Source organism: Paenibacillus hunanensis, assembly GCF_034055775.1.
GTDB classification, from domain to species: domain Bacteria; phylum Bacillota; class Bacilli; order Paenibacillales; family Paenibacillaceae; genus Saccharibacillus; species Saccharibacillus hunanensis.
In genome coordinates, this window is the sequence record NZ_CP139194.1 from 818,211 (window position 1) to 833,922 (window position 15,712).

Below are 15,712 nucleotides of genomic sequence, written 5' to 3' on the forward strand. Positions count from 1 at the left end.
TGAAGAGGTTCCGTTGTCAGACGCGTACTCTGATGACGGAACCATTCGTTATGCCCAGCGTCAGAAGAGTCCTTTTGTCAGATGGGGGTGACGGAATTATTAAGGAGGTACTTGAGTGGTTCAGAAATGGCAACATTGGAACAATCGTTCTGCAAAATGGCTATGGATACTGGTTATTATTGGGATGGTTGCATCCTTACCGGTGGCGTACAGCCGTATCCAGACAGAGCACACGTCTCAAAATGTAGAGTTTGTATTCAACTATCGTGATCTGATTTCTATTGCGTCGTATCAGCCTCATCCCCAGGATTATATCAGGGAGCAGCTGCAATTGCTTAAAAATGCCGGAGTCGGCTCTGTAGCCTTGTATCAGAGTAATCTGCCTGAGCTGCAATCCTCTGGTCGACTGCATGTGTATAGTTCTGCGGATGTGGCTAATCGCCAAAATCAGGTGATTCCACTCAATGATAATTTTACGTATGTTCAATTTACGAGCAAAGAGAATGAAGAAATGCTTCGCCCTGTATTGGAGCGCGTATTTAACTCACTGGCAATTCCAGTTTCCTCGTGGACGTATCAGAATCTGCCTGGTCTGGTGATCCAAACCTCAACAGATGATGCAGGCTTGAAGCCGCTTGATCCTGACCCTGTAGCAATGAAAATGCTGCATGATATGGGTTTCCAGATTGTGCCGCGTTTGAATGATGCGCTACCTTACAATCAAAATGTGATGTCGCAAATGCTGGATGAGTTTACGACCTATGGCGTCAAAACCATTCTGTTTGATGGGGCTAGCGTAACCGGCTTTAATGACGATATCGAAAAGCATACGATCACAGCCTTTGCATCGCTGCTGAAAAAGCATAATCTTGCCATTGCTGCGATCGAGAACTTGAAAAAGCCGCAGGATGGCTTTAGCAAGCTGGCTTATTTGAATAATTATAATGTGGTACGCTTGTACTCACTGAGTCAGGCGGATTCACAGCTGGATCCGATTACGGTAGCTGACCGCTTTGTACTGGCAAGTAAAGACCGTAATATTCGTATGATGTATATCAATCTGGCTGTTTCTCGTGATACCACGAAGGCAGCGATGACGAATTCGATCGACAACGTAATTTTGAGTTTGCAAGAGAAAGGGCATGCGATTCAGGATATTCAAAAGAACGGCTTTACATTGGGACCTGCTGTTGCTCGTGATGTGCACACTTTCCCGATGGAGCGCTATGTGAAACTGATCGTACTGATCGGTGCTATTGCAGCCATCGCGCTGCTGGCGTACTACTTTGTACGTAAACTCACACTGGCTGTATTTGTACTCGGCTTGATCGGTAGTGCCGGCTTGATCGCGATTCACAAATCCTTGCTATTGGAGCAGGGTGTAGCCTTACTGGCAGCGATCAGTATTCCGACAATTGCCATGATCTATGCTGTGAAGGCTGTAGACCGTATGTATGAGTCGAGAAGCAGTCTAACCGTAGGTAAGCGAGTCGGTCAGTCCATACTGCTCTTCCTGCGTACCTCACTATGGTCGCTGACAGGAGCATTATTTATCATCGGCTTGCTGGATGATATTACGTATCAGCTCGTTATTAATCAATTCCGTGGAGTTAGCCTGCTGCACTTTGCACCAATCGCACTGACTGCACTATATATTGCTTTTTATCGTGGTAAAGAAAGCTTTGGCTTCGCAGGTATCCGTAAGCTGCTTACACGTCCGATCACATTAACCTGGGTTATCGTACTCGGCATTGTCGGTGTAGTGGGCATGTATTATCTGTCCCGTACAGGTAATGCAGGAACGGTATCACCGCTTGAAATGCATTTCCGTAACGCGCTGGAAGGACTATTTAATGTTCGTCCACGTAACAAGGAATTTTTGATGGCACATCCGATCTTTATTGTAGGTATCTTTATCGCTGCAAAATACCGTCAGGCGATTTATCTGCTGATCATTGCTTCGATTGGACAATTGTCGATGGTCGATACATTTGCCCATATCCACTCACCTGTACTGATCTCGCTAACTCGCGGTTTGCTCGGTATGGCGCTGGGTCTGGTGCTTGGACTCGTGGCGATTGTGATCTGGCAAATTATCGAAAGGTGTTGGCGTAAATGGGCTCCGTCTCTGTTCAAATCGTAATTTCCGGCTATTATGGATTTCGAAATAGCGGGGATGAAGCTGTACTCAAATCTATTCTGAACTCTCTTGCCGAGCAAGGGCAGGCAGCAGGGATTACAATCGTCCCTGTTGTACTGTCTAATGATCCGGAATGGACAGCGCGTATGTACGGTGTGCGCTCGGTGCACCGGATGAAGCTGGGTGAGATTCGCGCATTAATGAAGGAAAGCGATGGCATGATTAGCGGTGGGGGAAGCCTGCTTCAGGATGCAACCGGCCCGCTGACCATTCCTTATTACCTTGGTATTATCCATATCGCACAGTGGGCACGTAAGCCCGTGTTCATCTACGCACAGGGTGTAGGACCCGTCGAAAAAGGTTTCTTTTTCAAATGGATTCGGAATGTATTCCGCAAGAGTGCGTATGTTTCAGTACGCGATCAGGAATCAGCTGCCTTACTGGGCAAAATGGGATTGGACCCGAGTCGTATTACAGTAGTAGCTGATCCAGTTATGGGCTTGCCTTTGCCTGGAAATATAGTCTCTACAGCTTCACAGCCAGTCGGAGAGAATCAAATGAACACGGCTAAAGTCACAGAAACTGGTCATCATGCTACCGAAAATGATATGATACCTTTAGCTGTGGACAGCAATACAGTGGGTTCGAACGAAAATAGCGAATCTGGTGCTAACCCTGTACCACTCATTGGAATCTCACTTCGTTTCTGGGATAAGCAGCGTCGTGAGCTGAATGGCATTGCTGATGCACTCAAGCAGCTGGCAAGTCAGCGTCCCGTGCATTTACGGTTTCTGCCATTTCATTTACCAGAGGATGAGCAGGCTTCTGCTTATGTTATGGAACGAATCGGTGATGTTCATGCATCGGGGAGTACGATTAGCACCGCCGAACAGGTAGTAGATCCACAGCAAATGCTGGCAGAGGTCAGTCGCTGTGATCTGGTGCTGGGCATGCGTCTGCACAGTCTTATTTATGCGGCGTCTCAGCATGTACCGCTGCTAGGTATTTCCTATGATCCAAAGATCGATCAGTTTTTAAATCGACTTGCGATTGAGCCGTCCGGTACGAGCGAAGCCGTGCAGTCGGAACGTTTATTGAAGGATATGCTGCATGTGCTGGATACAACAGCAGAGTGGAAGCAGGCAAAAGCTCCATATATTGCAGCGCTTAAGCAGGATGCTGCACAGCCAGCGCAATTTATCGCTCATTATTTTTTAGGACAAAGGTGATCCGTACATGAATGAATCGTCTACCATTCCGACTGTACCGATCTACGGTCTGAATGTTTCCAAACTAAATATGGATGATACGGTACGCCATGTTGAACATCTTATTGAACAGCGGCAACCGAATCAGATTATTACTGCTAATCCGATTATGATTATGACTGCCCTTGAGCAGCCTCAATACATGCATGTGATGAAAAACGCAGAGCTACTCGTTCCTGATGGAGCAGGTCTAGTATGGGCAGCTTCGACATGTGGACAACCGGTAGCAGAGCGTGTAGCTGGATTTGACCTACTGCATCGCTTGATGGATCTTGGACAGCAGCGCGGCTGGAAGGTTTATCTGCTCGGCTCCTCGCCGGACGTGATTCAGGATACAGCGGCTCGGTTACAAAGTTTATATCCGGGTACTGTGATTGCAGGCTATCGCGATGGTTTCTTTGGACCGGATCAGGATGCTGAGGTGATCACAGCAATTCGTGAGGCCAATCCAGACATACTGTTTGTGGCACGCGGTCTGGATACGCAGGAGCCATGGATTGGCAAATACAAGCAAGAGCTGGGTGTACCGATTATGATGGGAGTTGGCGGCAGCTTCGATATTATCTCCGGCAGATCCAAACGCGCGCCGGTGTTATTTCAGAAGATGCGAATGGAATGGTTTTACCGTCTATTAAAGGAGCCACACCGTTATAAGCGAATGCTTGTGCTGCCCAAATTTGCTGTAAAAGTGCTCAAAGATAAGGAAAGTGTAACAAAAGTGCAGTAAACCATCATTTTTTTTGCAAAATTAGCTGGAAAATCGTCAAAAAAAGCTTGGTGTTTAGATTCGAACGGAGTATAATTGGCTCCGTGAGATAAATTGGGGGTCGAAAAGCCAAATGTTAATCGTTTGTATTCTTGGGTTTGTGCTGGCGCTCGCTTTGGCGCTTGTTCTTACACCACTCGTCAAAAGGTTTGCGATTCGAATTGGAGCAGTTGATGTTCCGAATGCTCGCAAGGTGCACACACGTATTATGCCACGTATGGGTGGTCTAGGAATTTTCCTGGCTCTAGTCATTGCATTTCTGGTTGTGTTGCCGTTCTTACCTTTTGATCTTCCTGCCCGTGATGCCAATTTCATGAAAGCCTTCTTTACTGCAGGCTCTATCATTGTACTGATCGGTGTATTGGATGACCGCTTCGAGCTGTCAGCCAAAGTGAAACTGATCGGACAACTCGTCGCTGCGTGCACAGTTGTATTTGGATACGGTATTCGTGTTGATTTTGTAGATATTCCTTTTCAGGATAATTATTTCGCTCTGGAAAACTGGATTTCGATTCCGCTTACGATCTTCTGGATTGTCGGTGTAACGAATGCCATTAACCTGATTGACGGTCTGGATGGACTGGCAGCTGGTGTTTCCGCTATTGCGATCGGTAGTATTTTTACGATGTCATTGATTATGGGCAACTACCCAGTTGCACTGCTTTGTGTACTGCTGCTAGGCGCGATTGTCGGATTCCTGTATTTCAACTTCCACCCAGCCAAAATTTTCATGGGTGATACGGGCTCCTTGTTCCTTGGCTTCAGTCTTGCGATGCTGTCCCTGCTAGGGTTCAAACAGATCGCAGTCGTCTCGTTTATTACACCGCTGATTATTATCGGCGTACCTTTGTCGGATACGTTCTTTGCTATTATTCGTCGCTGGGTACATAAGAAGCCGATTTTTGCACCTGATAAAGGTCACCTGCATCATTGCTTGCGTGAGCTTGGACTCAGCCATCGCCAAACGGTATTGCTGATCTACGGAATTGCAGCATTTTTCGGTGTACTGGCAATCATCCAGTCTTCGGCAGCTTTGAATGACGCCAACTGGGTTACCTTTGCCGTCATCTGTGTGATGATGTTCGTAATGCAGATCGGTGCTGAACTGATCGGTCTTGTCGGTCAAACGAAGCGGCCCTTGCTAGATCTTATTGCTCGCCTCCGCGTAAAGCCTGATCCAACACGTGGTAGTAAGCCTTAATGTAAATTGCCAATCAACCATTTCAAACTAAACACCAAGTCTTGATATGGAAAGCCTCCACATCGATGCGTATAGCGCCGATGCGGAGGCTTTTTTGGTGTCAACAGAGAAGGGGAAAACAAAATAAAACGAGTTTCTTCTATTATATAGGTATTCGCTTATCTCTTTTGCTTCAAATTGAATGAAAGGCGATCATTATCATCAATCCGCGCTACGACTAGGCTTGCGCAAGTATGCAAAAAAAGCAAGTGTAAAATTTTGTCCATATCTTAACGATTGCGCGATTCGAATACGATGTTTTTTCTTGGAATTTCCTAATTTTATTAAAATCTATACTATCCTTGCCGATAAAAAGGGTAGACAGGTTAAGCCCGCCATACAGAACCAAAGCTGTGAGCGGAACAAGAGGAGGAACATTATTTTGAAGAAATTACTATCGATGCTATTGGCGGTAGTCTTGTTGGCTGGCCTTTTGCCTCAAGGAATTGGCGGTAATGTGGCACAGGCAGCAACAGGCAACTTTTTCATTTTTCCGAATGAACAGTATGATATCTCTACACCGCGTATCGCCAACAGCGATCGTCTTACTGTGACAGGTAGCTACAGTAACATTAACGCAAACTCGATTTCGTATGATGTCGAGCAGATTTCTAAAAATGGAAGTACGGTCACTGTTATCAACTCCAATAAAGGATTGAGTGGTAATATCACTGCAAGCACCTCCGGCGGATCAAGCCTGACGATCTCCGATATTCCTCTGTTTGCAGGTTTGAACCGTATTACGTTTAAAGCAACGCAAGGCGTTTCTTCTCAAGTTGCAGAGTCCATTTATGTAGAGTACCGTGATGGACCTACTATTTATAACTTAACAGGCGTACTGGATAACGATACCGTTGCGCTGAAAGAAAATACGCCAGTTGTACTGACAGCAGCCAAAGGTGGAATTAATGACGGACAACAAACAGCCAATATGTCGCTTAGCGGTTCTGCACCAAACGCGACAAAAGTGACTGTACTCGTAAACGGTGGTAATAGCCGTACAGCGATTGTTTCAAGCGCGAATAATTATCAATTTACAGTTGCCCCAATCGCATTGAAGCTTGGTAAAAACACATTGACGATTCAGGCTAGTAACGGAACGCAAGTGTTGGAAACAACACGTGAAGTTACGTTCTATAATGGTCTGACTACGTTCTATGATACGTATGCTCAGAGCGATTCCAACACTTCTGCGGACTTGTCATCATTCCCTGACTTCACCGTTTCCAAAAACACATTTGGAGTAACAGGTAAAGTCGTTGTTCCTCTGACAGATGGTAAGCGTCCAACTGATCTGACCAACTATATCAGCTACACATTTAGTGGAGCAGGTTTACCAGATGGAGCAGTATCAGCTAACTATAGCGGCAGTGTAACGCCAACGATTGTTGAAGCTGAAAGTACAGCAGCATATATTACTTTGCAATACAATATTCCTGAAAGTGCAACACGCACATTTGATTATGATCAAGGTATCAACCTTTCCATTACAGCAAAAAATGATTCCAGCAAAGGTCTAGGTTTAACACTTCGTAATAGCGCAGCAGCTTACATTTACAAAGTGAACTACCTGTCTGGGTATACAGAAAATACAACTGCATCCGCAGCACAAGCGATGACAGGAACAACATTGGATGGAGCGAATATCTTCTCCTTGCCAGCAGCACTTGAAGTATTTGTAGTAAATGGTGACAGCAGCACAACGCTGAATATCACTAAAGTTGTAGATGGAACAGGTAAAACAGCAACAGATGCACCAACCTACACACAAATCAGTTCTGAATCTGTTGTTCAAACGATTAATGGTAGCTCGCAACGTATGCAACGCTTAATTTACAAATTAACCAAAGTACCTGTAAATGGTACACAGACACTTACCTTTACAGCATCTAAAGGAGCAGTAACAACTCCTGAAGTGTCTGCAACTATTAACGTTTTGTTTGGACCTTATGCAAGCTTCAACAAAGCTTACGATGGTATGGTTATCAAGAACAGCCAAAACGTATCCGGTGCAGCAACTCGTATTGTGACGGATACACTGGATAACTTCTCTGGTAAATTGCAAAATGTCACTACTCAATCCGATATCCGCTATGCAGATAATGGAAGTAATAAGCAAACTGTATTCTTCTATGTGAACAATACGCTCGTACCGCTGGTACCAGCAAGCTCGAACGCTAATGATCCTAATTTCCAAATTCAGGACATCAACAAAGCGTATAATGCATTGTTCTCTGGTGAGAACACGATCAAGCTGGTATTCAAAACAGATAAAACATCGTATGAATTGTCTGTGAAAATCAATCTGGTACCTACAGACGTACCTGTCATTCCTGTAGATACAACGCTGGGCATTTTCCCATTCTCCTATAGTGGTGGTAGTGATGCCATCCCTACAGCTAAGGATGCAGCATTCCCACTCAACGGTACAGCTTATACTACAAAAGAAAAGAACTTTAACATTTACGGTACATTTGACTTTGTAGATTTGGGAACGAATCAGGCAAGTGTCAATAGTGCACTGGCAGATAGTTCTCTGAACAAAGCCAATTATATTCTCCAGGTGACGAAGTCAGATGGAAGCACAGTTGGAACATGGACGTTGAACAATCGCTTTACTTCGACGAATGGTGATATTTTCAATGCAGGTTCCAGTGCAGGCGATACGCTAAGTGTATTTTATGATTACAGCAAGCAGTCATTTGCCTTTATTGTAAGAGGTCAGCAAGTACCTGACGATAGCACACCTGTCGTTTATAACTTTGTAGTGTATAACACAGGTACAGGTGGCCCAAGTTCTTCCGCACGAATGGAGATCAACAAACAGACGGACACGTATACGATTGTTCGTCCACTTGAAGCTCAAAAATTGACAAACAGCAACTTCATTGATGTTGTTATTAACTCTAAAAATGCTACATCCGTTGTGATCAACAAAGAAACAGCTACAAAGGCACCTTTTTATACGGATCCTAACGGTAAAATTAATGGTAAAGACCCTGAATACCCAGATGCATATACGGTAACTGTTCGCGATCTGAAACCAAATAAAGAAACTAAAATTCCGATCGTGGTTACAATCGCTGGTCAACAGATCAAAGACCAGGTTATCGTTAAATATGTACCAACTAATATCCCGGGTGCAGAATACATGCAGGATATGAAGAATTCTGCAAAAGTATTTGAAGGAGATCTTAACCTCAAATTCCCATCGGGAACAAACTTGATCCGTCGTGATATTGGTACATCAGCAGACGATCAGCGTAAAAATGAAGTATTCTCTGGCAATACACTGCTGTTCGGAATTGGTAACAGCCAGGATGGTGTTATCAATCGCTATAACTTTGAACAAATCCCTACGAACATGGACCAAAAATTCAAAGTTGGACAACAAATTTTCGTAAGCCAATTTAACAATCACTTTGTGAAAAGTAGCCCGGTATACTGGATCGATCCAGGTCTGGCAGATAATCTGGATACTAGCGCATATGATCCGGTTACAATGGGTCAAGATCCTTATCAATCATCTAATTCCAGTATCCCTAGCTTTTATGAGCGTGATCCGCGTAACGAGCTTGTTCCATCCAAACGCGGAACACTGACACTGTCTTACTCCGATAACGTGGCTGAAGACGCGGGTAAACTGATCACCGTATTCTTCTTCGACCGCTCGCTGGGTAACAGCTCTGGTCAATGGGAAGATATCGGTGGCGTAGTAAACGCGAAGAGTCATACTGTAACTGTGCCGTTTGATCGTTTCGGTTACTATGTAGTTGCTAAGCTCAGCTATTCTTATGCAGATATTGTTCAGCACAGCTATGCGCGTGACTATATGGAAGCTCTGTTTGCTAAAGGCATTATGAAGGCGACAGATCCAGATAGCTCCTTTGGTGCAGACCAATATGTAACACGTGGTGAGTTCACTCGTGCAATTGTAAGAGCGAAAGAAATGCCGTTTGACTTCCAGGGACCTAAGCACTTTATTGATGTGAGTAGTAATGATTCACAGATTCTCCCTGATGCATTATATGATTATCGTTATATTGAAACAGCAGCCCGTGCCGGCTTTGTTCGTGGTACACAGCCACAGGTGTTCAGCCCAGGTGAAAATATCAGCCGTCAGGATGCGGCAGTTATTATTGCCAAAGCATTGAACCTCAAGCTGGAAACCGATCAGACCAAAATCGATGCAGGTCTGCAAAAGATCTTCAAAGATGCTAGCACAGTTGATCGCTATGCAAGAGCTTCTGTTCTAGCTGTAGCGAAAAAAGGCTTCATCAACGGATCCGCGATTGATGGCGATTCGACAAAAGGCTTCAACTTTACTCCGACAGCCAAAATGCTGCGCTCTGATACAGCTGTAATTTTAGCTAAAGTCATGATCAGCGATAAAAAGCTGCCGAAGATGTAAAGGATAAGATATAACTTCGATCAAGTGATGGAGTTAAATAAAAGAGCGTTCATCTATAAAGGTGAACGCTCTTTTTATTGTTTCAGAAGATTTCGGGAATATATTTTGATAAAGGCGAGAAATGAAAAAACGCTGTTATATCAAGGGTTTTGGGCATTTTTTAGATTTTTATAATCACTAAATTTATAAAAAATCAAAAAAACTTTAAAAACGCTGCAACCTTTTTGCAACACCCCGCGTCTATAAGTTTGGAAACAGCGAGAGCAGCACTAAAAGTTCTCCTGAGCCCAAGTGTTTAAAGAACAACAAACCTGTTTAGGTACTACTTAGAGTTATTAAAAAGTAGCTTGCAGTTACAGGTGAGTGGGCGAAGTTGGTAATCTCTTTAAAAGTATAGTAAGATTAATAAGGTTGTGCTAAAAATTTTTTTGAAGGCACTGCAACTTTTAAAGAAACCCTGCGTCTATATATACGAACCTGATGAAATGACGGCAAAAAACATGCTAACAGGTTGTTGAATGACAATGAACCCTAATGGAATATTCAACAATCCCGATGTGAAAAAATGTCTTTACGGCATCATTGGCGCAAGTGTATAATACCATTGGACACTGCGGTCTTCTGATTGGCGAATGTTCCGGTTACGATTTTCTGTGATTTTCACAGATATCATCATACAATGGGATTTGCTTATACTCGGGAAGGGGGTGTAACAACATGAGTAATAAAATCCATAACAAACAAACAAACAAAAATAATGTTTATGATATTCAAGGAGGAGAAAAAAAGGTTATGAAAAAGTCTACTAAAAAAGTTATTAACGTAGCAGCAAGCGCAGCTCTGCTGGCTGGTATCGCTCCAGTTGCAGGTGTACTGGCTCCAACAGCAGCACATGCATCCGGTTCTTTCGATGTTATCAGCGTTCCAACTCTGAGTTCTTCCACTAGCGGTACTGCAGTTGATCTGGGCCGCGTAAACATCAACATCGATCGCTACACACTGAACAACAGCGCAACTGATGCAACTTACCTGACAGTTACTCTGCCTTCCGGTTTTGAGTTTGCATCTAACGCATTTGCAACAGGTGCTCCTACTTCCGTTTCTATCGTTGATGGTACTTCCCAACCAGCTGGCGTAACAGCTACTCGCATCAACGCAACTAGCGCACGTCTTGCTATCACTGGTTCTAACCAAGGTGATGATATCACTCTGGGTCTGATCCTGAACGGTATCGTATCTACTGGTCCTAGCAGCGGCGACGTTAACGTTACTTTCTCCGCAGACCCTACAAGCGGCCTGCCAACTGGTAACGTAAAAGTTGCTACAGTAGTATCTTCTGGTCAAGTAGCTCTGGAAGCACGCGATGTACAATCCAGCAGCGACAACTTTACTTTCAACCTGCGTGTTACTGAGTCCGTAGCTAACTCCCTGAAATCCGGTAACGCAGTAAAACTGAAACTGCCTAGTGGTTTTGAATGGTCTGCAGCTGGTGCAGTAACTCCACTGTACGGCACACTGTCTTCCAACAATGTAACAGCAACAGTTAATGGCGACACTTTGACTATCGCATCTAACGGTGCTTCCCGTTCTGCTGCTTCTGCATTTGATCTGGCTCTGAACTTCACAGTTCAAGACGAAGACAAAGCAAAAGATGGCGACGTAACTGCTACAGTTAGCGGTAACTCTTCTATCAACGTATCTTCTCTGGTAGTTGGTACTTACGGTCAATACGGTGGTGGTGTAACAGTTGCTTCCCCAACTACTGTAGTAGCTGGTCAAGATGAGCAAAAAATCGGTAATGTTGTAGTTAAAGAAGCTGTAGCAGGTTCCTTCATCGGTGGCCGTACAGTAACACTGCAACTGCCGGAGGGTGCTCGTTGGCAGTCTGTTTACACTGGTGGCGAAGGTACAACTGGTACAACTGGTTCTATCGACACTGCTAACGGTCTGCGTACACCAGATCAAATCAGCTACACTGGTACAGACGGACGTACACTGCGTCTGACTTGGAACGGTACTGGCGCTGTTAACACTTCTAACAAAGCTGGTTCTATCACTTTGAAAGACGTTGAAGTAGCAGTTCAACCAGGTTTCACTGGTGATCTGAACGCTACAGTAGCAGGTAGCCAAGGTCTGACTGGTACAGTTAAACTGGCAACAGCAGTATCTGGCGTATCCCTGACTGCAACTAACGCAACTTACAACATTGCAATCGGTACTGACAATGCTTCTATCGGCGATCTGATGATCAAAGAAGGCGCTGCTGGTGCACTGACTGACGATGGTACTGGTCTGGTTGAAGTTCTTCTGCCAGCAGGCGTAACTTTCGGTTCGACTCCAACTGTATCCGTAACTGGTGGCGACCTGCGCATCCGTAACGTATCCGTTGACACTTACAACAACAGCGGTACTCAAGGCGTTCTGCGTTTCTACGTAGATAGCGAGAGCACAACTGCAAGCACAATCACAGTTAGCGGCGTTAACCTGCGTATCGACCGTACTGTACCACAAGGCGACATCGTTGCTAAAGTACAAGGCGACGGCGCAGCTTACACTGCATACCATGGCTTTGGTGATGTAGCAGACGTTTGGAACTCCAGCTACAAATACGCAGCTCAAGCAGCTATCGCTACAATCGGTACTGCACCAGCTGGTGAGACTGACAACGCTGTAACTGCTATCTACACAATCGGTAGCACTGCTTACACTGTAAACGGTCAAACTCGTACTGCTGAAGTTGCTCCTTACGTTGAAAACGGCCGCACTTACCTGCCAGTTCGTTATGTAGCAGAAGCTCTGGGCGTATCCCAAGCGAACATCCTGTTCGACAAAGCAACTTCTGTTGTTACAATGATCAAAGGTGATCGCGTAGTTCAGCTGAAACTGAACACTAACCAACTGACAATTAACGGTTCCACAATCAACATGGACGTTAAAGCAGTAACTAAAGCTAACCGTACAGTACTGCCAATCGCATGGGTTGGTAAAGCTCTGGATGCAGTAATCCAATACGATGCTGCAGCTAAAACTGTAACAGTAAACAGCAAGTAATATCTCTGATATTACAAGCTAAACCATAGAAGGTAGTCATACCTTCACTGAGATACCTCGGAGTAGGCAACTGCTCCGGGGTATTTTTTATTTTCTAATTTGCTTATAAGTCTGATTCGTTAGTATGATATAGTGAGAGAAAACATGCTATTCAAGGATGAATGAAAAGTAAAAGGTTTCGTATTACAAGCAATGAGGAAGTATGAGAGATTGTCATATATACAATGGCCATTTATTTATCGAAAATAATACCAATTTATAATAGAACTTAATCTTGGAGGTACATGTTATGGGGAAAAGATCAACATGGATGCTCGCAGTAGCAACCATTGGCATTGGGGTATGGGTAGGAAGTTCGTTCACAACGGTTAGTAATGCGAGCAGTCAACTAGGTTCAGCTGATGATCCGGTGGTAACTAAAAGCTATGTCGATCAACAAATTCAGAAAGCACTGGGTGGTAACTTGAATTCTGGAACTTCGAATAGTTCTTCAGGCAGCTCGGCAAATAATAACTCCAACACATCCAGTGGAACAAAAAATAATTCGAGCTCTTCCTCCAACAATTCATCTTCTAGCTCCAATACGTCAAATTCGAATACTGGAGCCGCTATAGGAAGCTCTAGTAATTCAGCTTCGACCTCAGCTACCGCCAAAATTGATATTGTTGAGCTACGACCTGGCAAAACATTAATTGCAAAAGCAGGTACACAGATCATTGTGAGACATGGTAATGCTACTGTATATAGCGATGGGACCAATGGTATTGTCGATGTAACGGATGGAACGGATTTGGGTGGTAATCAGGCCATTGCTAATAATCACTTATTGCTATTTCCCCGTGATGGTCGTGGTGTGATGGTGACTGCTAACCAGACATCTAATGCAACACTGATGGTTATTGGAAGCTATGATGTACAATAATACAATTTGATTTACGGGTACCTTTCTTAGTTGAGCTTCTCTGTACAGTAAAGGTATCCTACATAAGTGAATGAATTTCATGCATAGAATGCAATAAATATAAAAATATTTCCTTTAATGAAGGCATAATCTCATACGCAATATATTGTAATTTTTTGGTAGTTCGTTTACTTGAAGTGTTTTTAATGGATTGTATTCTTTATGTGATTATGCAGGATATATAATGGAATTAATATTAAATAAACAATACCGACAGGATTAATTGGTTATGATGGTTTGACACCTCTAGCTAAATGGTTTATCATGACCTGTAAGGCTTGTAAAGCGACCTTTTCCATATGGGAAGGGTTCATTTTTTGTGTGGGAGCACTTTGAAAGGCTGTAATGCAATACGCATTGGTCTTACTATCCATATGGGAGGTTGAGTTTGTGTCGACAATTAAAAAGCATTTATTTACATCAGAGTCTGTAACTGAAGGACATCCCGATAAAATTTGTGATCAAATTTCTGATGCAGTTCTTGATGCGTTTTTGGCTAATGACCCTAATGCGCGTGTAGCGTGCGAGGTAGCAGTAGCAACAGGTATGGTACTCGTTATTGGTGAAATTAGTACGAAATCGGAATACGTTGATATTCCTTCAATTGTACGTAATACAATTAAGGAAATAGGTTATACACGTGCAAAATACGGTTTTGATTACAATACATGTGCTGTTCTGAGTTCCTTGAATGAGCAATCTGCTGATATTGCACAGGGTGTAAACTCAGCTCTGGAAACTCGTGATCCAGAGCAATTGAAGCTTGAAACTGAAAATATTGGTGCAGGCGACCAGGGCTTGATGTTTGGCTTTGCAACGAATGAAACGCCAGAATTAATGCCATTGCCTATCGCGATGTCTCACCGTATCGCGCGTCGTTTGTCCGAAGTACGTAAAGATGGTACGCTTGATTATCTTCGTCCAGACGGTAAAACACAGGTGACGGTAGAGTATCAGGATAATAAGCCTGTACGTATCGATGCGATCGTCGTATCTACTCAGCACGCAGAAGAAATTACGCTGGAGCAGATTCAAAAGGATATTCGTGAGCATGTTATTGCTCCTGTAGTGCCAGCGGATCTGTTGGATGCAGAAACAAAATACTTTATCAACCCAACTGGACGCTTTGTTATTGGTGGTCCTCAGGGGGATGCAGGTCTGACAGGTCGTAAAATCATCGTAGATACATATGGTGGTTATGCTCGTCATGGCGGCGGTGCTTTCTCAGGCAAAGATCCTACAAAAGTAGACCGTTCCGCAGCCTATGCTGCTCGTTATGTAGCGAAAAATATCGTTGCTGCGGGTCTTGCTGATAAATGTGAGATTCAGCTTGCTTACGCGATTGGTGTAGCTACGCCGGTATCGATCAATGTGGATACGTATGGCACAGGTAAGGTAAGTGAGGATAAACTGGTAGAACTAATCCGCAAGCATTTTGACTTGCGTCCTGCGGGTATTATTCGTATGCTGGATCTGCGTCGTCCAATTTATCGTCAGACAGCAGCTTATGGTCATTTTGGTCGTACCGATCTGGATGTACCATGGGAGAACACTGATAAAGCAGAGCTGCTGAGAACTGAAGCAGGTCTGTAAACTAGCGTTAAGGCAGAAGGTTACCATGTTTTAGCTTGAGTGCGTAATATGGGATTATACATTTGAATTCTATGTTACGACATCATGCTGTGAGACTAAACGTTAGTCTTGTATAAGCTTGATTGGTATAAAATAGTGTGTATACGTTTGTACGGAGAACGTATCGCATACAAATCTACAATTACTATATCGAAGCGATACAATTAAATAGTTAGCGAGACGAATCATGGCATGATCCATGTTATACCTCATTCCTACACACTAGCCGCCTGCAATATGCAG

At 43.9% G+C, this 15,712-nt stretch carries 8 protein-coding genes; all 8 read left to right on the forward strand.

Annotated features, from left to right (window positions below):
* Window positions 1-115: 115 nt before the first annotated feature.
* The gene (locus SK066_RS03260) at window positions 116-2,143 is read left to right on the forward strand and encodes a DUF5693 family protein (protein WP_320543627.1); all 2,028 of its coding nucleotides are present in this window, start codon (window positions 116-118) and stop codon (window positions 2,141-2,143) included.
* Window positions 2,116-3,369, forward strand: a complete 1,254-nt coding sequence (gene csaB / locus SK066_RS03265) for a polysaccharide pyruvyl transferase CsaB (RefSeq protein WP_320543628.1) — start codon at window positions 2,116-2,118, stop codon at window positions 3,367-3,369. Before SK066_RS03260 ends, csaB begins: the two co-directional genes overlap by 28 nt.
* Before the next feature lie 7 nt (window positions 3,370-3,376).
* Window positions 3,377-4,135, forward strand: coding sequence for a WecB/TagA/CpsF family glycosyltransferase (locus SK066_RS03270; RefSeq protein WP_320543629.1), 759 nt, complete (start codon window positions 3,377-3,379; stop codon window positions 4,133-4,135).
* A gap of 112 nt (window positions 4,136-4,247) precedes the next feature.
* Window positions 4,248-5,375, forward strand: a complete 1,128-nt coding sequence (locus tag SK066_RS03275; protein WP_188774147.1) for an MraY family glycosyltransferase — start codon at window positions 4,248-4,250, stop codon at window positions 5,373-5,375.
* Window positions 5,376-5,796: 421 nt separating this feature from the next.
* On the forward strand, window positions 5,797-9,825 hold the full coding sequence (locus tag SK066_RS03280) for an S-layer homology domain-containing protein (RefSeq protein ID WP_320543630.1): 4,029 nt from the start codon (window positions 5,797-5,799) through the stop codon (window positions 9,823-9,825).
* Between the two features lie 717 nt (window positions 9,826-10,542).
* Window positions 10,543-12,876, forward strand: coding sequence for a copper amine oxidase N-terminal domain-containing protein (locus SK066_RS03285; RefSeq protein WP_320543631.1), 2,334 nt, complete (start codon window positions 10,543-10,545; stop codon window positions 12,874-12,876).
* A gap of 289 nt (window positions 12,877-13,165) precedes the next feature.
* Window positions 13,166-13,798: a hypothetical protein gene (locus tag SK066_RS03290; RefSeq protein ID WP_320543632.1), complete on the forward strand. Its 633-nt coding sequence runs from the start codon at window positions 13,166-13,168 to the stop codon at window positions 13,796-13,798.
* Between the two features lie 384 nt (window positions 13,799-14,182).
* Complete coding sequence (metK, locus tag SK066_RS03295) at window positions 14,183-15,430, forward strand: methionine adenosyltransferase (RefSeq protein WP_407673738.1); 1,248 nt, start codon at window positions 14,183-14,185, stop codon at window positions 15,428-15,430.
* Window positions 15,431-15,712: the final 282 nt, after the last annotated feature.